Origin of the sequence: Specibacter sp. NPDC057265, assembly GCF_042668835.1 — a bacterium.
Classification (GTDB): Bacteria; Actinomycetota; Actinomycetes; order Actinomycetales; family Micrococcaceae; genus Specibacter.
The window spans coordinates 40,095-65,802 of the sequence record NZ_JBHUYE010000009.1 but is presented as its reverse complement, the minus strand read 5'-3'; the positions used below and the strand labels follow the sequence as shown (position 1 = coordinate 65,802).

19 protein-coding genes and 1 pseudogene are annotated in these 25,708 nt (G+C 65.6%); 9 read left to right on the top strand and 11 right to left on the bottom strand.

The genetic code is table 11. The features are described from left to right. The first annotated feature begins 1 nt into the window (after window position 1). Window positions 2-727, top strand: coding sequence for a DUF3159 domain-containing protein (locus tag ACFUCV_RS08695; protein ID WP_380814622.1), 726 nt, complete (start codon window positions 2-4; stop codon window positions 725-727). A 22-nt stretch (window positions 728-749) separates the two neighbouring features. On the opposite strand, the gene ACFUCV_RS08690 is transcribed toward ACFUCV_RS08695, so the two are convergent. Next, a complete protein-coding gene (locus ACFUCV_RS08690; RefSeq protein WP_380814620.1) occupies window positions 750-1,409 on the bottom strand; it encodes a potassium channel family protein in 660 nt (219 codons plus the stop codon). Next, a complete protein-coding gene (locus tag ACFUCV_RS08685; RefSeq protein ID WP_380814618.1) occupies window positions 1,410-2,081 on the bottom strand; it encodes a potassium channel family protein in 672 nt (223 codons plus the stop codon). It lies immediately after the preceding gene. Window positions 2,082-2,314: 233 nt separating this feature from the next. On the opposite strand from ACFUCV_RS08685, the pseudogene ACFUCV_RS08680 reads away from it, so the two are divergent. From ACFUCV_RS08680 to ACFUCV_RS08645, 8 genes and pseudogenes are all read left to right on the top strand, one after another. Beyond that, window positions 2,315-4,284 (top strand): annotated as a pseudogene (locus tag ACFUCV_RS08680) (APC family permease). Between the two features lie 28 nt (window positions 4,285-4,312). Beyond that, the gene (locus ACFUCV_RS08675; RefSeq protein WP_380814616.1) at window positions 4,313-5,737 is read left to right on the top strand and encodes a class I SAM-dependent RNA methyltransferase; all 1,425 of its coding nucleotides are present in this window, start codon (window positions 4,313-4,315) and stop codon (window positions 5,735-5,737) included. Window positions 5,738-5,743: 6 nt separating this feature from the next. Further along, window positions 5,744-8,326, top strand: coding sequence for an HAD-IC family P-type ATPase (locus ACFUCV_RS08670; RefSeq protein WP_380814614.1), 2,583 nt, complete (start codon window positions 5,744-5,746; stop codon window positions 8,324-8,326). A gap of 68 nt (window positions 8,327-8,394) precedes the next feature. After that, window positions 8,395-11,223, top strand: coding sequence for an aconitate hydratase (locus ACFUCV_RS08665; RefSeq protein ID WP_380814613.1), 2,829 nt, complete (start codon window positions 8,395-8,397; stop codon window positions 11,221-11,223). A gap of 244 nt (window positions 11,224-11,467) precedes the next feature. Next, window positions 11,468-13,459 carry a 1-deoxy-D-xylulose-5-phosphate synthase gene (gene dxs, locus ACFUCV_RS08660; protein WP_380814612.1) on the top strand — a complete coding sequence of 664 codons (1,992 nt, stop codon included), beginning with the start codon at window positions 11,468-11,470 and terminating at the stop codon, window positions 13,457-13,459. Next, window positions 13,456-14,034, top strand: coding sequence for a DUF402 domain-containing protein (locus ACFUCV_RS08655; protein WP_380814610.1), 579 nt, complete (start codon window positions 13,456-13,458; stop codon window positions 14,032-14,034). Before dxs ends, ACFUCV_RS08655 begins: the two co-directional genes overlap by 4 nt. Next, window positions 14,031-14,693 carry a hypothetical protein gene (locus ACFUCV_RS08650; RefSeq protein ID WP_380814609.1) on the top strand — a complete coding sequence of 221 codons (663 nt, stop codon included), beginning with the start codon at window positions 14,031-14,033 and terminating at the stop codon, window positions 14,691-14,693. The genes ACFUCV_RS08655 and ACFUCV_RS08650 overlap by 4 nt, the downstream gene beginning before the upstream one ends. Before the next feature lie 55 nt (window positions 14,694-14,748). After that, entirely contained in the window at window positions 14,749-15,723 is a 975-nt protein-coding gene (locus ACFUCV_RS08645; protein ID WP_380814733.1) for an aldo/keto reductase, read from the top strand. Window positions 15,724-15,735: 12 nt separating this feature from the next. On the opposite strand, the gene ACFUCV_RS08640 is transcribed toward ACFUCV_RS08645, so the two are convergent. The 9 genes from ACFUCV_RS08640 to msrB form a co-directional block, all read right to left on the bottom strand. Further along, window positions 15,736-16,188, bottom strand: a complete 453-nt coding sequence (locus tag ACFUCV_RS08640; protein ID WP_380814607.1) for a ubiquinol-cytochrome c reductase iron-sulfur subunit — start codon at window positions 16,186-16,188, stop codon at window positions 15,736-15,738. An 89-nt stretch (window positions 16,189-16,277) separates the two neighbouring features. After that, window positions 16,278-18,416, bottom strand: coding sequence for a 3-hydroxyacyl-CoA dehydrogenase NAD-binding domain-containing protein (locus ACFUCV_RS08635; RefSeq protein ID WP_380814605.1), 2,139 nt, complete (start codon window positions 18,414-18,416; stop codon window positions 16,278-16,280). Next, entirely contained in the window at window positions 18,413-19,666 is a 1,254-nt protein-coding gene (locus ACFUCV_RS08630; RefSeq protein ID WP_380814603.1) for a thiolase family protein, read from the bottom strand. The genes ACFUCV_RS08635 and ACFUCV_RS08630 overlap by 4 nt, the downstream gene beginning before the upstream one ends. Window positions 19,667-19,793: 127 nt before the next feature. Further along, window positions 19,794-21,110 (bottom strand): HRDC domain-containing protein, encoded by a 1,317-nt coding sequence (locus ACFUCV_RS08625; protein ID WP_380814731.1) that lies wholly within the window; start codon window positions 21,108-21,110, stop codon window positions 19,794-19,796. A gap of 161 nt (window positions 21,111-21,271) precedes the next feature. Continuing rightward, complete coding sequence (locus ACFUCV_RS08620; protein ID WP_380814601.1) at window positions 21,272-21,850, bottom strand: DUF3000 domain-containing protein; 579 nt, start codon at window positions 21,848-21,850, stop codon at window positions 21,272-21,274. Window positions 21,851-21,911: 61 nt separating this feature from the next. Then, window positions 21,912-22,961 carry a threonine aldolase family protein gene (locus ACFUCV_RS08615; protein WP_380814600.1) on the bottom strand — a complete coding sequence of 350 codons (1,050 nt, stop codon included), beginning with the start codon at window positions 22,959-22,961 and terminating at the stop codon, window positions 21,912-21,914. 21 nt (window positions 22,962-22,982) lie between these two features. Further along, complete coding sequence (locus ACFUCV_RS08610; RefSeq protein WP_380814598.1) at window positions 22,983-23,717, bottom strand: SDR family NAD(P)-dependent oxidoreductase; 735 nt, start codon at window positions 23,715-23,717, stop codon at window positions 22,983-22,985. A gap of 3 nt (window positions 23,718-23,720) precedes the next feature. Next, window positions 23,721-25,118, bottom strand: a complete 1,398-nt coding sequence (locus tag ACFUCV_RS08605) for a DUF6421 family protein (RefSeq protein WP_380814596.1) — start codon at window positions 25,116-25,118, stop codon at window positions 23,721-23,723. A 128-nt stretch (window positions 25,119-25,246) separates the two neighbouring features. Beyond that, window positions 25,247-25,705 carry a peptide-methionine (R)-S-oxide reductase MsrB gene (gene msrB / locus ACFUCV_RS08600; RefSeq protein WP_380814593.1) on the bottom strand — a complete coding sequence of 153 codons (459 nt, stop codon included), beginning with the start codon at window positions 25,703-25,705 and terminating at the stop codon, window positions 25,247-25,249. Window positions 25,706-25,708 lie beyond the last annotated feature (3 nt).

Here is a 25,708-nt window from a genome sequence, read left to right as displayed (position 1 = left end):
CGTGAGCCAGCACAGCCCCGAAGACAACACCCCCAAGCCCCGTGATGGTTTCACCGGGCTGGCCCAGCAAATGGCCGCCAAGAACACCCTGGCGCGGAAGGATGACGGTGAAATTGATCTCTTGGCCGCCGCTGGAGGACTGCGCGGCATCGCCGAAAGCGTGCTGCCGGGGCTGATCTTCCTCGTCGTTTTCACCATCACCCGGGACCTCAACGCAGCACTCATCGGCTCGGTGGCCATGGCGGTGGTCTTTCTCGTGGTCCGGCTGGCCCAACGCACCCCGCTGACGCAGGCGCTGGCAGGCATTGCCGGCGTGGCCCTGTCCGCGTTCATTGCCATGCGCACCGGCAAGGCCGAGAATTACTACGCCATCGGCTTTTACACCAATGCGGCGTACATTGCGGCCATGGTGCTTTCCATTGCCCTGCGCTGGCCGGTGCTGGGGCTGTTGTTTGGCTACGCCCGCAATGAAGGGGTGCGCTGGCGGGAACAGCCTGCCCGGCTGCGGGCCTACCGGGTGGCGACGTGGATTTTGATTTCCGTCATGGCCGCCCGCCTGGCCGTGCAGCTGCCGCTGTATTTTGCCGGCATGGTGGACGCGCTTGGAGCGATGCGTTTGCTCATGGGGGTGCCGTTGTATGCCTTCGGGCTGTGGATTGCCTGGCTGGTGAGCCGCCCGGTGACGCCGGTGGTGCCTGCCGGGGCAAAGCCGGACACCACCGACTGAGCCCCCGGCCGGCCCGCTGCGGTCAGCGGGAGGACAACAGCAGCCGCAGTTCGCCTTCGGCCGCAATGGTGGTCACGAAGAACAGCTCATCGCCTGCCTCCACCACGTCGTCGTTGCTGGGGGTGATGGGCGCTTCGTCACGCAAAATGGCCACGAGCGTCGCATCCTGGGGCCAGTCAATGACCCCCACGGTGCGGCCAATGATGTGGGACTCGGCCGGGACTGTGAACTCCACCAGCGAGGCAACGCCTGTCTGCAGGGTCAACAAACGCACCAGGTCCCCAATCTCCACCGCCTCCTCCACCAGTGCCGTCATGAGCCGGGGGGTGTTGACGGCAACGTCCACGCCCCAGGAGTCGTCAAACATCCAGTCGTTGCGCGGATTGTTGACCCGGCCCACGGTGCGGCCCACCCCGAACTCGGACTTGGCCAGCAGGGACACCACCAGGTTCACCTTGTCATCGCCGGTGGCCGAGACCACCACATCGGCCTCCTCCAGCTTGGCTTCGCGCAGGGTGCTGATTTCGCAGGCGTCACCGACCAGCCAGCGCGCACCGCGCAGACCGCTTTTGCCAATGACCTCCGGCTTGGGATCAATGAGCAGGGTCTCATGCCCGTTGGAGAGCAGTTCCTTGGCAATGGAGCAGCCCACGCTGCCGGCACCCACAATGACAACCAGCATTTAAAACTCCTTGGTGGGCGGTACGGATAGGATCCCGGCCACTTCACTGGACTGGGATCCCACAATCATGGCATGCACGGTATCGCCCTGCTGGTAGCTGGTGCTGGGACCTGGCAGCATGCCCTCCCCAAAACGGGTCAGGTACGCCACCCGGACCCGGGCTGCATGCTCAATGTCCAAAATGTGCCTGCCGATCCAGCCCGGATGGAGGGAAAGCTCGGTCAGGATCAACCGGCCGGAAGGCTCCCTGAAGTCGCCCTTGATGGCGGATTCAGGCAAAATGCGGCGCAGCACCTGGTCCGCGCTCCACCGCACCGCCGCCACCGTGGGGATGCCCAGGCGCTGATAGATCTCCGCCCGCCCCGGATCGTAGATGCGGGCCACCACGTGCTCCACATGAAAGGTTTCCCGGGCCACCCGCGTGGCCAGGATGTTGGAGTTGTCACCGCTGGAAACCGCCGCAAAGGCATAGGCCTGCTCTATGTCGGCCTGCCTCAGCGTGTCCTGGTCAAAACCCACGCCGGTGATCCGGCGCCCGCCAAAGCCGGTGCGCAGGCGCCGGAAGGCGCGCTCGTCCTGGTCAATGATGGCGACTGAATGGCCCGAGTCCTCCAGGGTGTGGGCCAAGGTGGCGCCTACCCGGCCACAACCCATGATGACGAAATGCGCCACTGATACTCCTAGCTCCTGCGGTCGCTGCACCGCTGGCAGCATTTGCTCAAATGCATGCACCCGGCATGCGGTGGGGTTCTTATTTCACGTCGCACCGGCGCCCCCGGTCAAGCGGCGTCGGGGTCCTGCTGCTGCGGGCCACCGGCTGCGCACCTCCGGGGCCCGTGTTTAGTGTGCCATGTACCGGCGCCATCTGCAGGACCGCCGGCAGTGGTGGTGCTAGCGTTACCCGCGTGCTGAATTTCTTCAACGCGTTCAAGCGGGTCCTGGTGGGGCGCCCCTTCCGTAACGAAAAGCTGTCCCACACGCTGCTGCCCAAGCGCGTGGCGTTGCCGGTCTTTGCCTCCGACGCCCTCTCCTCAGTGGCCTATGCGCCCGATGAAATCCTGCTGACGCTGGCCCTGGCGGGCGTCGCTGCCGTCTCGCTTTCGCCCTGGGTGGGGCTGGCCGTCATGGTGGTGCTCCTGACAGTGGTGGCCTCCTACCGCCAGAACGTGCACGCCTACCCATCCGGAGGCGGGGACTATGAAATTGCCACCGTCAACCTGGGCAAGGGCGCCGGGCTCACAGTGGCGTCCGCGCTCCTGGTGGACTATGTGCTCACGGTGGCGGTGTCCATGTCCTCCGCCGCCAACTATGTGGCCACGGCAGTACCCGGCTGGCATGGCCACCAGGGGCTCATCGCCGTGGTGGGCGTGGTGCTGTTGACGCTGGTCAATTTGCGCGGGGTGCGTGAGGCCGGCAGCCTCTTTGCCATCCCCAGCTACATCTTCATGTTTGCCATCTTTGCCATGGGTGCCGTGGGTCTGATCCAGGCGGTCACCGGCACCCTGGGCCGGGCGCCGTCGGCGGATTTTGAGATAGTTCCCGCCGCCGCCTTTGATCAGGGACTGGTGGGGCTGGCAGGGGCTTTCCTGCTGCTGCGCGCATTTTCCTCCGGTGCTGCGGCCTTGACGGGGGTGGAGGCCATCAGCAATGGCGTGCCCAATTTCCGCAAGCCGCAAAGCAGGAACGCTGCGACCACCTTGCTGCTGCTGGGCGTCATTGCGGCCGGCATGATGGCCACGATCCTGTTTTTGGCCAACGCCACAGGGGTGCACATTGTTGCCGATCCGCACACGGAATTTCTTGTCGACGGCGTGGCCCCGCCCGTGGGCTACATCCAAAACCCGGCAGTGAGCCAGCTGGCGGCCACGGTCTTTGGGGCCGGCTCCCTGGCGTTCTTCATCCTGGTCGCCGCCACCGGCGCCATCTTGGTCTTTGCCGCCAACACCGCCTTCAACGGCTTCCCCGTGTTGGCATCCATCCTGGCCAAGGACGGATACCTGCCGCGGCAGCTGCGGACCCGCGGGGACAGGCTGGCGTTCAGCAACGGCGTGATCCTGTTGGCCGCCGGGGCCCTGGTGCTCATCATTGCCTTTGATGCCGAGGTCACCCGGCTGATCCAGCTGTACATCGTGGGGGTGTTCATTTCCTTCACCGCCAGCCAGTGGGGCATGGTGCGGCACTGGAGCCGGGAACTGCTGAAGGTGAAGGACAAGGCCCGGCGTTTCAAGATGCGGCGTTCGCGCGTCATCAACCTCATTGGCCTGTGCATGACGCTGCTGGTGCTGCTCATAGTGCTGGCCACAAATTTGAACAGGGCGCCTGGATTGCGCTGCTGGCCATGGCCGGCCTGTTTGCCATCATGTGGGGCATCCGCTCGCACTATGACAACGTGGCCCAGGAACTGGCGGTGGATACGGATTCATCCCTCACGGCCCTGCCGGCCCGCATCCATGCAGTGATCCTGGTCTCCCACGTCCGCAAGCCGGTCATGCGGGCCCTGGCCTTCGCCCGTGCCTCCAGGCCCTCCACCCTGGAGGCCGTCATTGTGGATTTGGACGCTGCCGAAACGGAGGCAACCATTGCCGATTGGGCACGGCTGTCCATCCCGGTACCGTTGACAGTGTTGGCCAGCCCCTACCGGGAAACGCTGACACCGCTGATCAACCACATTAAAACCATGCGCCGCGATGCCCCGCGGGACCTCATTGTGGTCTACATCCCGGAATACGTGGTGGGTAAATGGTGGGAGCAGCTGGTGCACAACCAGACGGCTCTGCGCATTAAGACGCGGCTGCATTTTGAACCCGGCGTGGTGGTGGCCAGCGTGCCGTGGCAACTAAAATCATCCACTGACGCAAAGAAATATCAAGACTAGAAGACGGATTGAAAACATCATGGACCCCATGCACCAGCCCAGCCCCCGACTCACAGTAACCGTCGGGCCGGTGGCCCACGGCGGCCATTGTGTTGCCCGGCATGAGGGCCGTGTGATCTTCGTCCGTCACGCCCTGCCCGGGGAAACTGTGGAAATTGTCCTCACCGAGCAGGGCGGCGACGCGAAGTTCTGGCGGGCGGACGTCACCAATGTCCTCGTTGCCTCCCCGGACCGTGTGGAGCACTTCTGGCCCGAAGCTGATGCCCTGCGCGCCGGCGCCCGCAACGTTGCCCCCGTGGGCGGGGCCGAATTTGGCCATATTGCCCGCCACGCCCAGCTGGAGCTTAAAACTGCCGTGGTCCGTGAGCAGCTGGTGCGCCTGGGCGGACTGGGCGATGAAGAGGTCACTGCCTTGTTTGCCCGCGGTGTGGAGGACGTGGACGCCCACGGAACACCTGAACAGCGTGCAGGCCTTCGCTGGCGGACCCGGGTGGGCTTTGCCGTGACGTCCGCGGGCAGGCTCGGCATGCACGCCCACCGCTCCAACACCATCGTGCCCATCAAGGACATGCCCCTGGCCGTTCCCGCCATCAACGAACTGGCCCTGTGGGAGCTGGACTTCACAGGCATTGAACGGGTGGAAGTGGCTGCGCCGGCCAACGGCAGCGGTGTCCTGGTGCTCCTGGCGCCGCAGGGGCAGGCATCTGAAAAAGCTGCCGGCGCCGCCATCAAGCGGGTGGCCCGCGCCTTGGCTGCCCTGGACACTCCGCCGTCGGTGGGCCGTTGGAACCCGGAAAACCATGCCGTGGACGTCATCACCGGCCGTGGTTGGGTCCGGGAAAGCACCGACGACCACGAATTCCGGGTCAGCGGGGACGGTTTCTGGCAAATCCACCGCAACGCCCCCAAGGTGTTGACCGATGCCGCCCTCGGCTTTTTGCTGGCCGGAGGCTACGTGGACGACGGCGCGGAGGTGGCGGATTTGTATGCCGGCGCCGGCCTCTTCACCGCCGCACTGGCCGACGCCGTGGGCCCCGACGGCAGCGTGTTGTCGGTGGAGGGTTCGCCCAATGCCAGCCGTGACGCCCGCAAGAACCTGCATGCAGCCAGCCAGGTGACCATAGCGCAGGGCCGCGTGGAAGCGGTGCTCGGCGTGAAGTCGCATGGTCCCCGGGCCCGCCGCAGTGCAGCGGCCCCGCGGCCGAGCTTTGATGCAGTGGTGCTGGACCCGCCCCGGGCAGGTGCGGGGAAGGACGTGGTCCGGGCCATCATTGCCGGCAACCCCCAGGCGGTTGCCTACGTCGCCTGCGACCCGGCGGCCTTCGCCCGGGACGTGAAGTACTTCAGCAATGCGGGCTGGCACATTGCCGGGCTGCGCGGATTTGACCTGTACCCGCACACGCACCACGTGGAGACCGTGGCCTTGCTGGTGCCCAACGGGCTCAAGGGCTAGAAGCCGTTGGAGCCATCGCCTGCCAAGGCCCGTCCACCGCGGCGCGACCTGACCCGGAACAAGCCCCGCGGGACGGTTCTGGCTGAGCGGCGTGACGCCCATCGCCGCGCCGCCATGGCGCAGGCGCGGGGCAGGCTGGCTCCCGTGGACGCGTCCACGCTTGAGCGCGACGGCCTGGACGCCGCCCAGGTCCGCGAACGGCAACTCGCCGAGCTCAGCAATGTCATCTCCCATGAGAGCAGCCGCAGCATTTGGGCCATTGTGCGGGCCAACGTTTTTACCCTCTTCAACACGGTGCTGGGGGCGTGCCTGGCCATTGTGTTGATTGTGGGGGACCCTCGGGATGCCCTTTTTGGTTTCATTGTGGTGGCCAATGCGGCCATTGGCGTGGTGCAGGAGTACCGTGCCAAACGCACCCTGGACAAGCTGGCCGTGCTGCATGCGCCCCGGTCCCGCGTGCGCCGGGGCGGGGACGAGCACGACATTGCCGTCGGTGAGGTGGTGCAGGATGACCTGCTGCTGCTGCGCACCGGGGAACAGGTTCCCGCGGACGCCGTGGTGGTCTTTGCCGAGTCCCTGGAAATTGACGAGTCGCTGCTGACGGGGGAGTCCGACGCCGTCCCCAAGGCCAGTGGTGAGCTGGCCCTGTCCGGTTCGGCCGTGGTGGCCGGCCACGGCACCGCCCGGGTGCACCGGGTGGGTGCTGAATCGTACGCCTCCGCCTTGACGGCCGAGGCCCGGCGCTTCTCGCTGGTCAACTCTGAAATCCGCAACTCCATCAACCGCATCATTTTTTACATTGCCTGGGCGCTGATCCCCATCATGGCGCTGGTGGTCAATGGCCAGATGATTGCCCAGGGCGGCTGGAGCGCCGCCCTTGCCTCCGGGAACTGGCGCATTGCCGTGGTCAGTGCGGTGGCCAGCATTGTGGCCATGATTCCGGAAGGGCTGGTTCTGCTCACCAGCATCTCCTTTGGCATGGCGGCGGTCACGCTGGCCCGGCGCAAGGTTCTGGTCCAGGAGCTGCCCGCCGTGGAGGGCCTGGCCCGGGTGGACATGGTGTGCCTGGACAAGACCGGCACACTGACCGAGGGCCGGATGGAACTGGCCGGCACCACCGTGCTGCGGGCCGTGGACGGCTGGGAGCAGGTGCTGGCCTGGATGGCGGGCCATCCCAATGCCAACGCCACGGCTGCGGCGCTTGCCGCCACCTATGCCACTGCGCCTGCCCGGGAACCGCTGCAGCAGGTGGACTTCACCAGTGCACGCAAATTCAGCTCCGCCACCTTTGGTCCGGCCCCTACTGCACAGGACGTCCCCGGCGGCCCCGCCGCCGGGGACTGGGTGCTGGGCGCCCCGGAGGTGATCATCCCAGCCCACCAGGACGGGGTCCTGGCAGCTGCCGAGGCTGCCGCCCGCAGCGGCCTGCGGGCGCTGGTGTTGGCGCACCGGGAGCTCCGCCCCGTGGTGCCCGGCCAGCCGCCGGAGGTGGAGGCCGCCCCTGCCGGGCTGCAGGGCGTGGCCCTGCTGGTGTTCCGGGAAAAGGTCCGCCCCGATGCGGCCCAGACGCTGCAGTACTTCCGCGAGCAGGGCGTGGAGTTGAAGATCATTTCCGGCGACAATCCACGCACGGTGGCTGCGGTGGCCCGCGATGTTGGTTTTGTCTTTGACGGCGAGGGCTATGACGCGCGCAATCTGCCCGGGGACATGACAGCCATGGCGGACGTTTTGGAGCGCGAAAGCGTGCTGGGCCGGGTCTCACCGGAGCAAAAGAAATCCATTGTCCTGGCACTGCAGTCACGGAACCACGTGGTGGCCATGACGGGCGACGGCGTCAATGACGCCCTGGCGCTCAAACACGCCGACATTGGCATTGCCATGGGCAGCGGCGCGGCAGCCACCAAGGCCGTCTCCCGCCTGGTGCTGCTCGATGGACAGTTCTCCCATTTGCCCTCGGTGGTGGCGGAGGGCCGGCGCGTCATTGCCAACGTGGAGCGGGTGGCGAACCTGTTCCTGACCAAGACCACCTACGCCATCATCATTTCCCTGGTCATTGGCGTGCTCATGTGGCGTTACCCGTTCCTGCCGCGGCAGCTCTCGATCGTCAGCTCCATGACCATTGGCATTCCGGCGTTCTTCCTGGCCCTGCTGCCCAACGCCCGCCGCTACCAACCAGGTTTCCTGCGTCGAACCCTCATGTTCGCCATCCCCTCGGGCACCATTGTGGCCGCCTGCATTCTGGCGGTCTACGCCTTCTCCAGAGCCTTCCCCAACGCCAATGCCTCGGCGGAGGACATGGTGGCGCAGGGACAAACGGCTGCCACCATGACGGTGTTGCTGGTGGCGCTCTGGGTGTTGGGCACCCTGGCCCGTCCCTTTGACAAGTGGCGGGCCCTGCTGGTGGCGGCCATGGTTGCTGGACTGGTGCTGGTGATGGTTGTACCCTTTGCGCGCACCTTCTTTGCCCTGGATATTCCCAGTGGCGCGTTGTTAGCGGCTACGATTGCGGTAACAGCTGCAGGATGTGCGGCGATCGAGCTGCTGTACCGCTTTCTGAAACGGCGCGGAGCCGTCTCCGAACGTCGGTAAGGGGTGCCTAACTGGCACCTGGTCCCCAGCGAGACAAAGATAAAAGCAGTGGCGAGAGGAGTCCATCGATGACTAATGTGGACAGTTTTGGTTCCAAGGGCGTATTGAATGTCGCCGGAACCGACTACGAGATTTTCCGACTGAACTCGGTGGAGGGCGCCAAGAGCCTTCCGTTCAGCCTCAAAGTATTGCTGGAGAACCTGCTTCGCACTGAAGACGGTGCGAACATTACAGCCGACCACGTCCGTGCGTTGGCGGCGTGGGATCCCAGTGCGCAACCCGATACTGAAATTCAATTCACCCCGGCACGGGTCATCATGCAGGACTTCACGGGAGTTCCCTGCATCGTTGACCTGGCCACCATGCGCGAGGCTGTGAAGGACCTCGGAGGGGACCCCACCCGGGTCAACCCGCTGGCTCCTGCCGAAATGGTCATTGACCACTCGGTGCAGATTGACGTCTTCGGCAACTCCGGTGCCGTGGAGCGCAACATGGAAATTGAATACCAGCGCAACGGTGAGCGGTACCAGTTCCTGCGTTGGGGCCAGACGGCCTTTGAGGACTTCAAGGTGGTCCCCCCGGGCATGGGCATTGTCCACCAGGTCAACATTGAGTACCTGGCCCGGACCGTGATGACCCGCGAGGTCGACGGCGTTTTGCGCGCCTACCCTGACACCCTGGTGGGCACCGACTCGCACACCACCATGGTCAACGGCCTGGGTGTGCTGGGCTGGGGCGTGGGCGGCATCGAGGCCGAGGCCGCCATGCTGGGCCAGCCCGTGTCCATGTTGATCCCGCGCGTCGTGGGCTTCAAGCTCACCGGTGAAATCCCGGCAGGCGCCACCGCCACCGACGTGGTGTTGACCATCACCGAACAGCTGCGCAAGCACGGCGTGGTGGGCAAGTTCGTGGAATTCTACGGTGAAGGCGTCGCGGCTGTGCCCTTGGCCAACCGCGCCACGATCGGCAACATGAGCCCGGAATTCGGTTCCACTGCAGCCATGTTCCCGATCGACGACGTCACGATCGACTACCTGCGCCTCACCGGCCGTTCCGAGGAGCAGCTGGCCCTGGTGGAGAGCTACGCCAAGGAGCAGGGCCTCTGGCACGACCCGTCAGTGGAAATCAAGTTCTCCGAGTACCTTGAACTGGATCTTTCCACCGTGGTCCCGTCCATCTCCGGCCCCAAGCGCCCGCAGGACCGCATTGAGCTCACCAACGCCAAGGCGCAGTTCCGCTCGGATTTGAACAACTACGTTGCAGCCCACGCCCACGCCGAAGCCGGCACCGTGGACGAATCCCTTGAGGAGTCCTTCCCGGCCTCGGATTCGCCCTCCTTCACGCAGCCCGACACGGTGCAGGAAGATGCTCCCCGCACCACCGTCTCCGCTGCCAATGGCGCCGGTGGACGTCAAAGCAACCCCATTCACGTCAAGAACGAATCCGGCGTTGACTTTGAGCTGGACCATGGCGCGGTCTCCATCGCCTCCATCACCTCCTGCACCAACACCTCCAACCCCTCGGTGATGCTCGCCGCGGCCGTTTTGGCCCGCAACGCCGTCAACAAGGGCCTGGTCTCCAAGCCCTGGGTCAAGACCAGCGTCGCTCCCGGTTCCAAGGTGGTCACCGACTACTACGAAAAGTCCGGCCTGGTTCCGTACCTGGAGAAGCTTGGCTTCTACACCGTGGGCTACGGCTGCGCCACCTGCATTGGCAACTCCGGTCCGCTCGACACGGAAGTTTCGGCTGCCATTGCCGAAAACGACCTTTCGGTCACCGCAGTGCTCTCCGGCAACCGCAACTTCGAAGGCCGCATCAACCCGGACGTGAAGATGAACTACCTGGCCTCCCCGCCACTGGTCATCGCCTACGCCCTGGCCGGCACCATGGACTTCGACTTTGCCGCCGACGCCCTGGGCCAGGACGCCGAGGGCAATGACATCTTCCTGAAGGACATTTGGCCCAACCCGGTTGAGGTCCAGGAAGTCATGGACGCCTCGATCGACCGGGAGATGTTCACCAACTCCTACGCCACCATCTTTGATGGCGATGAGCGCTGGAAGGCCTTGGAAACACCCGAAGGCAACGTCTTCGAGTGGGATCCCAAGTCCACCTATGTCCGCAAGCCCCCGTACTTTGAGGGCATGAAGGCTCAAGCGGACCCGGTTGAGGACATCAGCGGTGCACGGGTGCTGCTCAAGCTGGGCGATTCCGTCACGACCGACCACATCAGCCCTGCCGGTTCCTTCAAGTCCGAGACACCGGCCGGGCAGTACCTGCTGGCCAACGGCGTGGAGCGCAAGGATTTCAACTCCTATGGTTCACGCCGTGGCAACCACGAGGTCATGATTCGTGGAACCTTCGCGAACATCCGCATCCGCAACCAGATCCTGGACAATGTTGAAGGTGGCTTCACCCGCGACTTCACCCAGGACGGCGGCCCGCAGGCCTACGTCTACGACGCCTCCGTGAACTACCAGGAAGCCGGCATTCCGCTGGTTGTGCTGGCCGGCAAGGAATACGGATCCGGTTCCTCACGCGACTGGGCAGCCAAGGGCACCGCACTGCTGGGTGTGAAGGCAGTCATCGCTGAAAGCTACGAGCGCATCCACCGCTCCAACCTCATTGGCATGGGCGTGCTGCCGTTGCAGTACCCGGCCGGCCAGAACGCCGAGTCACTGGGACTGGACGGCACGGAAACGTTCTCCGTTGAAGGTGTGACCGAGTTGAACAACGGCACCACTCCGAAGACGTTGAAGGTCACGGCCGTGGCCGAGGGCGGCGCCACCGTGGGCTTCGATGCCGTGCTTCGCATCGACACCCCCGGCGAAGCCGACTACTACCGCAATGGTGGAATCCTGCAGTACGTGCTGCGCCAGATCACCGCAGCAAGCTAGTTTCCGGCCCCCGGGCTGGACCCCCCTCAGGCGGGTATTCGGTTTTTCCCGAATGCCCGCCTGAGGGCTTTTAAGTGTGCCCTCGGGCACCACCGCAGGGCCGCGGGGTGGCCCCGGCAGGAAAAGCAGGAAATTTTTCCCGGCATTGGCAGGGTAAATCGGCCCGCGCGCCGGGACAGGGCGCGCAGGCCGGCACAGGGCAGGATATTGTTAGTAGTTGACTGTGGACCTGGGGAGGGAACCAATGGGACTTTTAGAATCCATCACGCACCCGCGTGATCTGAGCAGGCTCAGCGACGTCCAGATGGAGACGCTTGCCGGGGAAATCCGGCAGTTCCTGATCAAGAACGTCTCCCAGACGGGCGGACACCTGGGACCCAACCTGGGCGTGGTGGAGCTGACGCTTGCCATTCACCGGATTTTTGATTCCCCGCGGGACAGCGTGGTCTTTGACACCGGTCACCAGTCCTATGTGCACAAGCTCGTCACCGGCCGCCAGGACTTCTCCACGCTGCGCAAACAGGGCGGACTTTCCGGCTATCCCGACAGGGGTGAGTCCGAGCACGACATTGTGGAAAGTTCACACGCCTCATCCTCCCTGTCCTGGGCCGATGGCATTGCCCGCGCGCACCAGATCAAGGGCGAGACTGACCGCTACGTGGTGGCAGTCATTGGCGATGGCGCCCTGACGGGTGGAATGACCTGGGAGGCAATCAACAACATTGCCGGAGACAAAAACCGCAAGGTGGTCATTGTGGTCAATGACAATGGCCGCTCGTACGCCCCCACCGTGGGTGGTTTCGCGGATTACCTGGCGTCCCTGCGCCCCGCCATCGATCACGTGCGCACGCATAAAAAATATGAGGCGTCCATGACGTGGGGCAAGAAGCGCCTGCAGGACGGCAACGTTGCCGGACAATTTGTCTACAAGAGCCTCCACGCCGCCAAAAAGGGCGTCAAGGACTGGTGGGCTCCGCAGGGCTTGTTTGACGATCTGGGCATGAAGTATGTGGGCCCCGTGGATGGCCACGACCAAAAAGCCATGGAAGCGGCCCTGCAACTGGCTAAAAACTATGGGGGCCCGGTCATTGTGCATGCCTTCACCGACAAGGGCCGCGGCTACGCTCCGGCCCGTGCGGACGTCAATGACCAGTTCCATGCCGTGGGTGTCATCAACCCCACCACCGGCGCGTCCGTGGAGTCGTCCTCGGGCAAGTCCTGGACGGGCGTGTTTGGCGAAGAAATTGCCAAGATCGCCCAAGAGCGTCAGGACATTGTGGCCGTCACCGGCGCCATGCTCATTCCCGTGGGCCTGGCCGAGTTCGCCGCCGAATTCCCGGACCGCGTCATTGACGTGGGCATTGCCGAGCAGCACGCGCTCACCATGTCCGCGGGCCTGGCGTTTGGCGGGCTCCACCCCGTGGTCGCCATTTATGCCACCTTCCTCAACCGCGCCTTTGACCAGCTGCTCATGGACGTTGCCCTGCACAAGGCGGGTGTGACGGTGGTCCTGGACCGTGCCGGCGTCACGGGGCCCGACGGCCCCAGCCACCACGGCATGTGGGACATGTCCATGCTCCAGATCATTCCGGGCCTGCACCTGGCAGCCCCCCGCGACGCCGAACGGCTCCGGGAGGAGCTGCGCGAAGCGGTCGCCATTTCCAACGCGCCCAGCGTGGTCCGCTACTCCAAGGGCCAGGTGGGCCCCGAAGTGGCGGCGCTGGAGCGCCTGGACGACGGCGTGGACGTGCTGGCCCGCTCGGATCAGGACCCCTCTGAAGCCGGCGGCGATTCAGTGGCGGACGTGCTCATTGTCAGCGTTGGCGCCATGAGCGAGCTGTGCCTGGATGTGGCCAAACGCGTCGGCGCCCAGGGCATCACCTCCACCGTGGTGGATCCGCGCTGGGTGCTGCCGGTGCCGCGCTCCATTCTTCGCCTGGCTGCCCAACACCGCATTGTCATTGTGGTCGAGGATGGGGTGCGCGCCGGCGGCGTGGGTTCGCGGATCCGCCAGGAGCTGCGCGCAGCGGGCATTGACACGGCCCTGAACGAGGTGGGCCTGCCCGTGGCGTTCCTGGACCATGGCAGCCGCAGCCAGGTCCTGGAGCGCGTGGGCCTGACGGCGCAGCGGGTGGCACAGGACATCGTCGAACAGGTTCTGGGCACCAGGGTTCCTTTCGCCCGGCCCCTTCCCGGGCAGGATGCGCCGCGGACCGGGCAGCTGCCGCGTCTGTGAGTTCCTTCCCGTTCGGCCTGCCCGCCACCGTTGTCCCCGCCGCGGGGGATTTGGTGGTGTCGCGCAACCGCAAGTACGACGGCGGTGCCCACTGGGTGGTGCCGGGGACGTATCTGGGCTCCGATGAACATGGCCACTGGATCTTCCAAGGCACGGGGGAGTTCATTTCCCGTCCCGGCGCCGCGCTGTACACCGCCAGCGACGCCGTGCTGCTGGTTCCGCACGCCGGACCCTGGGTGGCCACCTTTTACGACGATGCGCACCCGCAGGGCGTCGAACTCTACATTGACCTGGCCACCGATCTGGGGTGGCGGCGCATCCGGCCCGGGGTGCTGGAACTGCACCTGATTGACATGGATTTGGATGTCATCCGGAGCAAGTCGGCGGGCATCTACGTCGATGACCGTGAAGAATTCGCCGACCACGCCGCCACCATGTCCTATCCGCCCCAGTTGTGCGCCCACATGGAGGCCGCAGCCCTGGCCCTGACCCACGCCGTGACCGAGCGTCACGCACCATTCGACGGCCGCGATGCGGCCTGGTTCACCCTTGGAAGGACCCAGCAATCACTATGAGCAAGCAGCCCGGAGCCGAAGTGCTTCACGAAACCATCATGCCTGGCCTGGATGCGAACATTGTCCGCATGTACAAACGCACCGAGGATGGCACCCTGGTGTTCCGGGAGGCATGGATAGACGCCGGGGGCAGCGGTGACGCCGACGGAGCCCAAGCACCTGAAATCTATTTCGTGCTCAACCACGGCACCGTGGGCCACATCAGCACCTCCAAGGATGCAGTGGTGGGCACGCTGGAGGAAGCTGAGGCCATGCTGGCCGCCTTCGCGCTCCAGTGCGCCGAGGATGGCTATGCCGTGCTGGAACGCAGCGAGCAGTTCCTGGTGGTGGCCCAGTTTGCACTGAAAAGCGATCGGGTGAGCGAGCGCGACCAGCACTTGGCCAAGCGTGTCAAGGACAGTCTGACTCCGCATCTGGCCTGGCGAGGCAGCGGTGTTTTGGAAAAGGTGGAGTTCACCGCCGCCCCGCATGGCCTGGGCCGGCTGAACATTTACATTGTGGCGCCCGATCCTGCACGGGCCGTGGCGAACATCAAGGTGTGCGTGCGGGAAGAGAAGTTGGACTTCACCAAGCTCACCATTGCCGCCGGACCCATTGACGAGCCCGATGCCCTGCGGGCCAAGCACAGCGCCACTGGCTCCACGGCCTTCAGTCTCTAAGCCGAGCCGCGCCTGCGGCCCCCACACGAAAGGGTGGACAATGACTGACCATCAGATGGAATACCGCCAACTCGGCCGCTCGGGGCTGACCGTCTCCGCCGTGGGCCTGGGCTGCAACAACCTGGGCCGGACGGGTTCATTGACGCAGACGCAGGAGGGGGCCGACGCCGTCGTCCACGCGGCCTTGGAGGAGGGGGTCACCCTCTTTGACGTGGCGGACATGTATGGCAGCCGGCCCGGCCAAAGCGAGTCCATGTTGTCCCACGCGCTTGGCAGCGAACGCCGGCGTGTGGTGCTGGCCACCAAATTCGGCCTGCCCGCGGGGGAGGCCAACGGGGTTGACTGGGGCCGCCGCGGTTCCCGGAAATACATCATGCAGGCTGTGGACGCTTCGCTGCGCCGGCTCAACACCGACTACATTGATTTGTATTACTTCCATTCTCCGGATCCGGGTACGCCCATGGAGGAGACCCTCGCGGCCCTGGATGATCTGGTCACGGCCGGCAAGGTGCTGTACCTGGGCCATTCCAATTTGGCGGGATGGCAAATTGCGCAGGCCGAATATCTGGCCCGGATGTCCGGCGGGCAGCGTTTTGTGGCCAGCCAAAACCACTACAATCTGCTCGACCGCCGTGCGGAGCTGGAAGTCACGCCTGCCGCCGAGGCCTTTGGGCTGGGCGTCATTCCCTACTTTCCGTTGGCCAACGGGATGCTCACGGGCAAATACAGTGCCGGCCAAGCCCCCGAGGGCAGCCGGCTGAGCTACACCCGCCAGCACATGGTCGCCAATGCTGACAGGGAGCAGCTGCGGGCCTTCGGTCATTTTGCTGCGGAGCGTGGTTTGACAGAGGTCCAAGTGGCTTTCAGCTGGTTGGCCGCCCAGCCGGCCGTCTCCAGCGTCATTGCCGGCGCCACCAAGCCCGAACAGGTGCGGCAGAATGCTCGGGCAGCATCATGGCAGCCCACGGCGGAGGACCTGGCGGCGCTGGATATCATCTTTCCGCCTGTGCCCAAGGCGGCCCTGTTTTAGCTTGCCGGTGCGCTACACGGAGACCGTGATCCACTCTCCGTCAATGGCCGCAGCGTAACGTGGCAGGGCGGTCTTGGCGGGACCGCTGAACACGGTCCCGTCACTGCCCTTGAACACGGTGCCGTGGCAGGGGCATTTGAAGTCAGCACCCGCAGGTGCCACCTTGCAGCCTGCGTGGGTGCAAATGTCGGTGTAGGCCAACACGGTGCCCTCATCGGGGCGAAACAGCATGACCTCCACGCCGTTGGCCGTTCCGGCAGCCGTTGACCCCACTGGCAGTTCCGAAATTTTCCCCACTTGATAGGGCGTGCCGCCGCTGGGGATCTCGGCAGGTGTCTGCCCCGCACCGCCGCCCGTATTCCCGGCAGGAGCGCAGCCCGCCAGGGCCAAGGCACAGGCGGCACCGGCGGCAGCCGTGGTGGCGCGCAAAGTTGAACGGCGGGTCACAGAGGTCTCAGCAGTCATAATCCCATTGTCCCAGAATTCGCTGGATGAAAGCCCAAGACCCCCAAGCCTCTCGGCACACCATCGCCGCACACTTTGGACTTAGCCGGCTACGCGTGGAAAGGCCTGCCGTTGACGCGCTGCGAGGCGCCCACCCGATCCAGATAGGGGGTGATGCCGCCCAGGTGCAGCGGCCAGCCCGCGCCGAGGATCATGCACAGGTCAATGTCCTCCGGTCCGGCCACCACGCCTTCGTCCAGCATGAGCCCAATTTCCTGGGCCAGGGCATCCTGGGTGCGTTGCAGCAGTTCCGCGCCCGTGACGGGGTTGGTGTCAAAGCTCAGCAGCGCCAAGGTTTCCGCCGGGATGTGCCTGCCGCCATCCCCATCCTGCTCCCACAGGCCCTTCTTTCCACCATCGATCAAGGCCTGCTGATTGGCCGAGACATGGAAGCGGCCGCCAAAGGCCGTGTGCAGGGATTCGGTGACGTGCTGGGCCACCGGGATGCCCACCATGGCCAGCAGCGTGAAGGGAGTCATGGGCAGGCCCATGAGCCGCAGGGCGTTGTCGGCGGTGTGCGCGTCCGTGCCCTCGTCAAAGGCCTTGGAGACCTCGGTCATGAGCCGCAGAAGCACCCGGTTGACCACAAACGCCGGGGCGTCCTTGACCAGCACCGCATTTTTGCGCAGGGCCTTGGCGGTGGCGAAGGCCGTGGCGAGGGTGGCGTCGTCGGTCTGGGTGACGCGCACAATCTCTACCAGCGGCATCAGGGCCACCGGATTGAAAAAGTGGAAGCCCACCAGCCGCTCCGGATGCGCCAGGTCCGCCGCCATGGCGGTGACTGACAGCGATGAGGTGTTGGTGGCCAAGATGCACGTGGGCGTGACAATGGCCTCCACCTCGGCAAAGACCTGCTTTTTAACCGCCAGCTCCTCAAAGACCGCCTCAATGACAAAATCAGCGTCCGCAAACACGTCCTTGGTCACCGATCCCGTCACGAGCGCCTTGGTGCGGTTGCCGGCGTCGGCTCCCAGGCGGCCCTTGGCCACCAGCTTGTCCACCTCGGCATGCACCTGCGCCACGCCGCGCTCCACCCGTTCCTGGTCAATGTCCGTCATCACCACCGGCACTTTCAGCTGGCGGGCAAAGAGCAGCGCGAACTGCCCGGCCATGAGGCCCGCGCCCACCACGCCCACCTTCGTGACGGGCCGGGCCAAACGCGGATCGGGCGCCCCTGCCGGTTTCTTGGCCCGTTTTTGCACCAGATCCAGGAAGGCGTAGACGGTGTCCTTGAACTGCGGCGTCATCATGAGCTCGGCCAGCGCCGCATCCTCGGCGGCAAAGGCCTGCTCCCGGGTGAAGTTCCTGCCGTGTTCCAACAGTTCCACCAGCTTGCCCGGCGCCGGTGCGGCATTGCCGGTCTTTGCCTCGACCACAGCCTTTGCGCGTTCGACGGCGGCATCCCACGCGGCACTGTCGGCCTCGCTCAAGGGCTCGGCCACCGCGTGGGGCCGGGCCACGTGCTCCGTGCCGGCAATGACCCGGGCGGCCCAGAGCAGTGACTGCTCCAGGAAGTCGGCGGGTTCAAAGAGGGCGTCGGCAATGCCGAGCCTGAATGCCTCCGCGCCGCCAATGGTGCGGTTGTTGTTCAAGGCGTTGTCGACCATGATCTTCACCGCGTTCGCCGGGCCGATGAGGCGCGGGAGCAGGTACGCCCCGCCCCAGCCGGGAACCAGGCCCAGGGATGCCTCGGGCAGGCCCAGCGCACCCGCTCCCGTGGAGACGGTGCGGTAGTTGGCGTTCAGGGCGATTTCCAGCCCGCCGCCCAGCGCCACGCCATTGATGAAGACAAAGCTGGGCACCCCGGCGTCGTGCAGCATGGAATACACGTAATGGCCCAGTTGCGCCATCAACAGCCCGGTTGCATGGTCCTTGAGGCCCTTGACGGCCGACAAATCGGCGCCCGCCGCCAAAAAGTGCGGTTTCCCTGTGACGCCCACACCCACAATTTCACCGCGGGCGGCCCGTTCACGCTGGCTTTGCAGCACCTCGCCCAGCTCCACCAAAGTGTTGGGGCCCAGCGTGGTGGGCCGGCGGTGGTCCAGGCCGTTATCCAGGGTGATCAGGGCAAAGGTGCCGGCACTGGCTGCACCGTCAACACCGGGCAGGGCAATGTCTGCAACGAGGGAGTGGCTGAGCACTTCATCGGGGAACAGGCGGGTCAGCGAAGAAAAGTCCTGGGCGCTCATGCTGCGCTCCCTTCGGGGTCGGTGGTGGCTGTGGCGGCTGCGGTGCCCGAAGCGGCCCAATGCGGGTTCTCCCAAATGACGGTTGCCCCCATGCCCAGGCCAATGCACATGGTGGTCATGCCATAGCGCACTGAGGGGTCCTCCTCGAACTGGCGGGCCAGCTGGTTCATCAGCCGCACCCCGGAGGAGGCCAGCGGGTGGCCCACGGCAATGGCGCCGCCGTAGCGGTTGACCCGGGCGTCGTCGTCGGCAATGCCAAAGTGGTCAAGGAAGCTCAGCACCTGCACGGCAAAGGCTTCGTTGATTTCAAACAGGCCAATGTCGGTGATGTCCAGGCCGGCCAGGCGCAGGGCCTTTTCGGTGGCGGGCACCGGTCCAATGCCCATGACCTCCGGTGCCACGCCGGCAAAGGCGTAGCTGAGCAGGCGCATCTTCACGGGCAGGCCCAGCTCCGCAGCGGTTTCCGCGGACGCCAGCAGCGCTGCCGTGGCACCGTCGTTCAAGCCCGCGGCATTGCCCGCGCTGACCCGTCCGTGCGCCCGGAAAGGGGTCCGCAGGGTGGCCAGGTCCGCCACGGTGGTGCCGGGGCGCGGCGGCTCATCCACCGTGTTCAGCGTCCACCCCTGACCGGACTTGCGGGTGGCGACCGGCACCAGGTCGGCTTGGATCTGCTGCTTTTCATAGGCGGCCGCGAGCTTGCTTTGACTGGCGACGGCGTATGCGTCGCAGCGCTCCTTGGTGATGGCCGGGAACCTGTCATGGAGGTTCTCGGCGGTGTTGCCCATGTTCAGGGCCGCCGGATCCACCAGGCGTTCGGACATGAACCGCGGATTGGGGTCGGCGCCTTCCCCCATGGGGTGGTGGCCCATGTGCTCCACACCGCCGGCAATCACCACGTCATAGGCGCCGAAGCCAATGCCGGAGGCGGTGGTGGTGACGGCTGTCATGGCACCGGCGCACATGCGGTCAATGGCGAAGCCCGGGACCGACTGCGGCAGTCCTGCCAGCAGGGCGGCCGTGCGCCCAATGGTCAGGCCCTGGTCACCGGTCTGGGTGGTGGCGGCAATGGAGACCTCATCCACCCGTTCCGGGGGCAGCGACGGGTTGCGGCGCATCAGTTCCCGGATGCATTTAACCACCAGGTCATCGGCGCGGGTGTCCGCGTAGATGCCCTTCTCGCCCGCCTTTCCGAAGGGGGTGCGGACACCATCAACAAAGACCACGTCTCTGACCTGCCGGTTTTGGACCATCACTTGCTCCTTGAGTGCAAACAGTTTGCCGCCGTGCAGTCCGCAGGACCGGGGCGACTGTGTCACAAATCATGTTACTGACCAGTAGCATTTGCGGCAAGTTGGGTCGGGTGCCGTGCGGGAGCTTTTAGCCTGCGGCCTCGATTGCGGGCTTGAAAGCTTCCGGATGGGCCAAGGCCTGCGCCAGCAAAGTGCCCGTGAGCTCAATCTGCCAGGGTCTGGCCCCCAGTTCGGCCAGCAGCGCCCCCACGCTGCCGCGGGTGATTTCCTCCGGCGGACGCCAACTGATACGCCGCAAAAAGTCCGGCGTCAAAAGGTTTTCCGCGGGAATGGCCAGTTCCTCGGAGAGCTGGCCCAGGCCGGCCCGTGCGGCGGCCAGCCGGGCAGCGGCCTGCGGATCGCGTTCGGACCAGGTGCGCGGCGGCGGCGGGGCATTGCCAGCCACTTGCAGCGGCGGCAGTTCAGTGCTGTCCTTGGCGCTGCGCAGGGCGTGCAGCCAGCGCGGCGCATCCCGCTTGGCGGCCCGTCCGTGAAAACCGGCCAGGGCCAGCAGCGCCGGAACCGTGGTGGGCATGCCCTTGGCGGCGGCAATGATGGCGGAATCGGGGATGAGCCGCCCCGGCGCGATGTCCCGCGACTGCGCCAGCCGTTCCCGGGTCTCCCACAGCTCCCGGACGGCGGCCATCTGGGTCCGGCTGCGGATGGTGTGCGAGCCGGAGGTGCGCCGCCAGGGGTCCTGCCGGGGAGCCGGGACGCCTGTGTCCAGCAGGTGCTGGAACTCCTGCGCGGCATAGTCCAGTTTGCCGTCGCGTTCGAGCAGGGCCACCAGTTCCTCCTGCAGGTCCACCAGCACCTCGACGTCCAGGGCCGCGTAGCGCAGCCAGGGCTCAGGCAGCGGGCGGGTGGACCAGTCGGCCGCCGAATGTTCCTTAGCGAGGTGGAAGCCCAGGAGGGATTCGACCACCGCGCCCAGGCCCACGCGGGGCAGGCCCGCCAGGCGGGCGGCCAGTTCCGTGTCAAAGAGCCTGTCCGGCCACATGCCCACCCCGGCCAGGCACGGCAGGTCTTGGCTGGCGGCGTGCAGGATCCATTCCACCCCACGCAGTGCATCATTGATGATGTCCAGATTGGGGAACGCTTCGGGGTCGATCAGCCAGGTGCCGGCCCCTTCGCGGCGGATTTGCACCAGCATGGCGCGTTGTCCGTACCGGAAGCCGGAGGCGCGTTCGGTGTCCACGGCCGCCGGACCGGTTCCTGCGGCCAGGGCGGCGGCGCAGCGCCGCAGGGCCGGCGCGGTGTCAACGACGGAGGGGATGCCGTCCCGGGGGGTGTCCAGCTCAACCAGGTCCGGCAGATCCGCAAGTTCCACGGTGCGCCCGTCCACCACCACCGTGGCGGACGGGCCCGGCGCCGCTGCCGTGCCGGCTGCCACGCCCTCCGTCAGGGCCTGGGCCGGGACGGTTTTGGTGCTGCGCCCGGGGCGGGTGTGCTGGGTGGTTAATGTGGTCTTGGCGCGGTGGTGGGCGCTTGCTTCCGGAATGGTCATGATGGTCCCATTCTACCGAACGCGCCCTTGGCGCCTCCGGCTGACCATTGTGGCGCCGCTCAGTGGTCCTGGCGCGGGGCCCGGCGCGGCAGAAAGGTCACGCCTTCAGGTACCGGCGGCAGCCCTGCAAAAGTGCAGACCACATGGCTCCACGCCTCCAGGTGCGGGGCAAAGGAGTCGCCCACAGGCGTCCAGGAGGCGCGCAGCTCCAGATCAATGGCATCGGGCCGGGCGGCGAGGGCGCCATGGGATTCGGAAAGGATGCGCGTGGCGGTGCCCCCCGCATTGCTGTAACGGACCCGGTGCCCATCCAGTGATTCCATCAGCCAGGCCCAGGCGACATTGCCCAGCAGGGAATCGTTGCCAAGGTCCGGCTCAAGCTGGGCCCGCACATAGGTCACCACCCGAAAGGTGCCGCCCCACAACTGGGATCCCTGGGGGTCATGCAGGAGAATGAACCTGCCCGTGGCCAGCTCTTCACCGGCCATGACGATTTCCGCCCCCAGGGCCACGCCGTAGGGTGCCAGCCGTGCCGGCGCGGGCACCTCGGCCAATGACAGTTCGCTGCGGGTTCTGGCGGAGCGCATGGACGCCAAGGCGGCCTGGAACTCTGCCGGCAGCGATGATAGTTGGCTCACATGTGCAGATTATGGCCCGCCGCCGCCAAAGTGACGCAGGCGCGCCGCTGCCGGCCCCTGGCTAAAGGGCCAGTTCCTGCTGCAGCGCCGCCACGAATGCGGCAATGTCAGCTTCAGTGGTGTCAAAGGAACACATCCACCGCACTTCCCCCGCTGCCGCGTCCCAATCATAAAAGCGGAACTTTTCCCGCAGCCGTGCCGCCACGCCCGGGGGCAAAAGCGCGAACACGCCATTGGCCTCGGTGGGCTGCGTGCACTGGACACCGGGAAGGTGTTCCACTCCGGCGCGCAGCAGTGCCGCCATGGCATTGGCGTGGCCGGCGGAGCGCAGCCACAACCCATCGGCCAGCAGCGCCAGCAGCTGCACCGAAATGAAGCGCATTTTTGAGGACAGCTGCATGTTCATTTTGCGCAGATAGATCAGACCGTCGGCCGCCGCCGGGTTCAACGCCACAATGGCTTCGCCAAAGAGGATTCCGTTCTTGGTTCCGCCAAAGGACAGGACGTCCACGCCGGCGTCGGAGGTGAACTCCCGCACGGGCACCCCCAGATGGGCGGCGGCATTGGCCAGGCGGGCACCGTCCATGTGCACCTTCATGCCCAGGGCATGGGCATGCCGGCAAATCTCGCGCACCTCCTGGGGTGTGTAGCAGGTGCCCAGTTCGGTGGTTTGGGTGATGGACACCACCGCCGGCTGGGCCCGGTGTTCATCACCAAAGCCCCAGGCTTCCCGGTCAATGAGGGCCGGGGTGAGTTTTCCGTCCGGGGTGGGCACTGCCAGCAGCTTCATGCCGCCCACCCGCTCGGGCGCGGCGTTTTCATCCAGGTTGATGTGTGCGGTGGCCGCACAGACCACCGCACCCCAGCGGGGGAGCATGGATTGCAGCCCCACCACATTGGCGCCGGTGCCGTTGAAGACGGGAAAAACCTCCACCTCGCGCCCAAACATGGCGTTCATGGCCTGCTTGAGTTCGGCGGTGTAGATGTCCTCGCCATAGGCCACCTGATGCCCCCCGTTCGCTGCCGCGAGGGCGGCCAGGACTTCCGGGTGGACGCCGGAGTAGTTGTCGGAGGCAAAACTTATGATGCTTCGGTCATGCAGTGCTTCCAAGGCGTGCTTCACCTGGGCCTTTCACGTGAGGTTGTTGTGCTCCACAATAATGCGTGCGCCGTTGATGGTGGCAGCGGGCCTGGCAAAAAGCTGTGCCGCGGCCTGCCCCAGCACTGCCACGTCCGTGAATCCGTCGAAGCTGCGGGCGGGGGAGCGGTCCCGCATGCCCTGATCCACCAGCGCCTTGACCACCAGCACGACGGCGGCTGCCGGGGTGTTGGTGAAACCGGCGGCAATGGCCTGCACCCACGTTTCCGCCGCGGCCTTGATGGCTGCGTAGTTGGCGTTGGCCGGCGTGGGGGCAGTGACGGCGGTGGAGGACACAATGGCCAGGCGCCCCACCCGGGACGCGGCGAGATCGGCATGGAACTCGCGGCTGGTGTTGCGCAGGGTGGTCAGCACGCTGTGCTGGAGATGGTCGAAGTCGGCATCGCTTTGCTCCACCAACGTCCCGCCGCCACGCCATCCGCCCACCAGGTGCAGCAGCCCGTCCACCGCTCCATGGTCCGTCCGGATGCGGGCGCCCAGGGCAGCCACCTCGCCGCGGTCCCCGAGATCACAGCTGAGGGGGACGGCACCGCCGGTGCCTTGTGCCGCCGCCTGGATGCGTCCGGCGTCGGATCCCACCATCAGCACCCGCAGCCCGGCCGCCACCAAGGCAGCCGCCACGGCAATGCCGGCGGGGCTGCTGCCGCCGGCAACCACCACCAGGGGGGCTGCGGTGCGGCTGCCTTCCTGCGCTGGAACAGCGTTCACCTTTTAAAGTTCACTGGTGCCGGTGATGCCCGCCGTGGAGGCAATGACAGGGCGCATTTTCTTCTCCAGCGCCTCGTAAAACATGGACAGCGGAAACTCATCGTCCAGGACCTGGTCGGTGATCTCCCGCAGCGCCCCCGTCAGGGGCAGGGCCGCCGGGCCCTTGGCCCACACGGAAGCCGGGTGCGGGGTCAGGGTCGCTGACACCAGCTCATGGGCGGCAAGCCAGTGGGCCAGCTTGGGCCTGTCAATGGAGCGCCAGTACAGCTCCTCGATTTCCCGGCCCAGCGCCATGACCACCTCGGGAACCTCGTCCCAGTCCAGGGTGAGCCGGGTGTCGGTCCAGTGCAGCACGCGGTGCTGGTGCAGCCACGCAAACAGCAGCTGGCCGCCCAGGCCGTCATAGTTGCGCACACGGGAACCGGTAATGGCGAAGCGGAAGATCCGGTCAAAAATAACCGCATACTGCACCAGCTTTGCGTGCCTGCGTGCCTCCGGTGAGGCCGATGCGTCCCGTTCCACCGCCACCGATTCGCGGAACGCGGTCAAATCGCACCGCAGTTCCTCCAGGGAGTAGAGGAAGTAGGGCATGCGCTGCTTGATCATGAAGGGGTCAAAGGGCAGATCCCCGCGCATGTGCGTCCGGTCATGGATCAAGTCCCACATGATGAAGGTCTCCTCTGCGCAGTCCTGGTCCGCCAGCAGCGCACTGGCTTCCGGGGGCAGCTCCAGGTGCGTCACCTGTGCGGCGGCACGCAGCACCCGGCGGAAGCGTGCGGCTTCCCGGTCCTGGAAGATTGCGCCCCAGGTGAAGGTGGGGGTCTGGCGCACGGCGACGCTTTCAGGAAACAGCACCGCGGAGTTGCTGTCATAGCCGGAGGTGAAGTCAATGAAGCGCAGCGGCACGAACAGCTTGTTGGAGTAGTCCCCGGCTTCCAGTTCCGCAATGAATTCAGGCCAGAGCACCTCCACGAGCACAGCCTCGACGTGGCGGGACGTGGAGCCGTTCTGGGTGTACATGGGGAAGACCACCAGGTGTCCCAGACCGTTGATGCGGTGCTCCTCGGGGGCGAAGGCCTGCAGAGAGTCCAAAAAGTCCGGCACGTCGAACCCGGCTGCGGCCCACTTGCTGAAATCGGCCACCAGGGAGTCCATGTAGCGGCTGTTGTGCGGAAAATGCGGGGCCAGCGCCGTGATGGACTCTGAGATCCGCTGCACCAGGGCGGTGGCGGTTCCCCGGTGCCCGGCGTCGGGCACCGAGCCGTCCTGGGCCTGCAGCTCCTGCAGCGCGCCCACCGCCTCCTTCAGCTCCAGCCACGCCCGGTGGTGGGCAAGTTGATGGAGCTCCTGGCTGCGGTGGGCTGCAGTGGTGCGGCTGGGGGTCTCTGTGGTGCTGGGCACGGGCTGGCTCCTTGTTGCTCGAGGACTTCTGCAGCTGCTGCCGGAATGCATCCGCAGCTTGTGCCGAGCGTAACAATGAAAAAGCAATGCTAATGCCGCAAGTGCCTAAGCATCAGAGACTCTTTTGCTTAGCCGTCCACAGGAGTCTCAGGCGCCAGCTTTGCCGGCACCTCGCGCAGTTTCAGGCACACCGAATTGATGCAGAAACGCTCATCGGTGGGAGTGTCATAGCCTTCCCCCTTGAACAGGTGGCCCAGGTGGGAGTCGCAGGCTGTGCAGCGCACCTCAATGCGCTCCATGCCCAGCGAACGGTCGTGCAGGTAGCGGACCGTGCCGTCGGCCAAGGGGGCGAAGAAGGACGGCCAGCCGCAGCCGGAGGCGAATTTCTCCCGGGAGGTGAACAGTTCGGCTCCGCAGGCGCGGCATTCATAAACGCCTTCCTGGGCGGAGTCCCAATATTCGCCGGTGAAGGGGCGTTCCGTGCCAGCCTGGCGCAGCACCTGATACTCGGCGGGGCTGAGTTCCTCGCGCCACTGGGCATCGGACTTGACGACTGTGGGGGCCACTGAATTTTCTGAGTTGGTCATACT

Coding starts and splice junctions, on each gene's coding strand:
- ACFUCV_RS08630 (WP_380814603.1), bottom strand. CDS start 19,666: ATGGTCCAAAACCGGCAGGTCAGAGACGTGGTCTTTGTTGATGGTGTC.
- ACFUCV_RS08665 (WP_380814613.1), top strand. CDS start 8,395: ATGACTAATGTGGACAGTTTTGGTTCCAAGGGCGTATTGAATGTCGCC.
- ACFUCV_RS08640 (WP_380814607.1), bottom strand. CDS start 16,188: ATGACTGCTGAGACCTCTGTGACCCGCCGTTCAACTTTGCGCGCCACC.
- ACFUCV_RS08690 (WP_380814620.1), bottom strand. CDS start 1,409: ATGCTGGTTGTCATTGTGGGTGCCGGCAGCGTGGGCTGCTCCATTGCC.
- ACFUCV_RS08650 (WP_380814609.1), top strand. CDS start 14,031: ATGAGCAAGCAGCCCGGAGCCGAAGTGCTTCACGAAACCATCATGCCT.
- ACFUCV_RS08675 (WP_380814616.1), top strand. CDS start 4,313: ATGCACCAGCCCAGCCCCCGACTCACAGTAACCGTCGGGCCGGTGGCC.
- ACFUCV_RS08635 (WP_380814605.1), bottom strand. CDS start 18,416: ATGAGCGCCCAGGACTTTTCTTCGCTGACCCGCCTGTTCCCCGATGAA.
- dxs (WP_380814612.1), top strand. CDS start 11,468: ATGGGACTTTTAGAATCCATCACGCACCCGCGTGATCTGAGCAGGCTC.
- ACFUCV_RS08645 (WP_380814733.1), top strand. CDS start 14,749: ATGGAATACCGCCAACTCGGCCGCTCGGGGCTGACCGTCTCCGCCGTG.
- msrB (WP_380814593.1), bottom strand. CDS start 25,705: ATGACCAACTCAGAAAATTCAGTGGCCCCCACAGTCGTCAAGTCCGAT.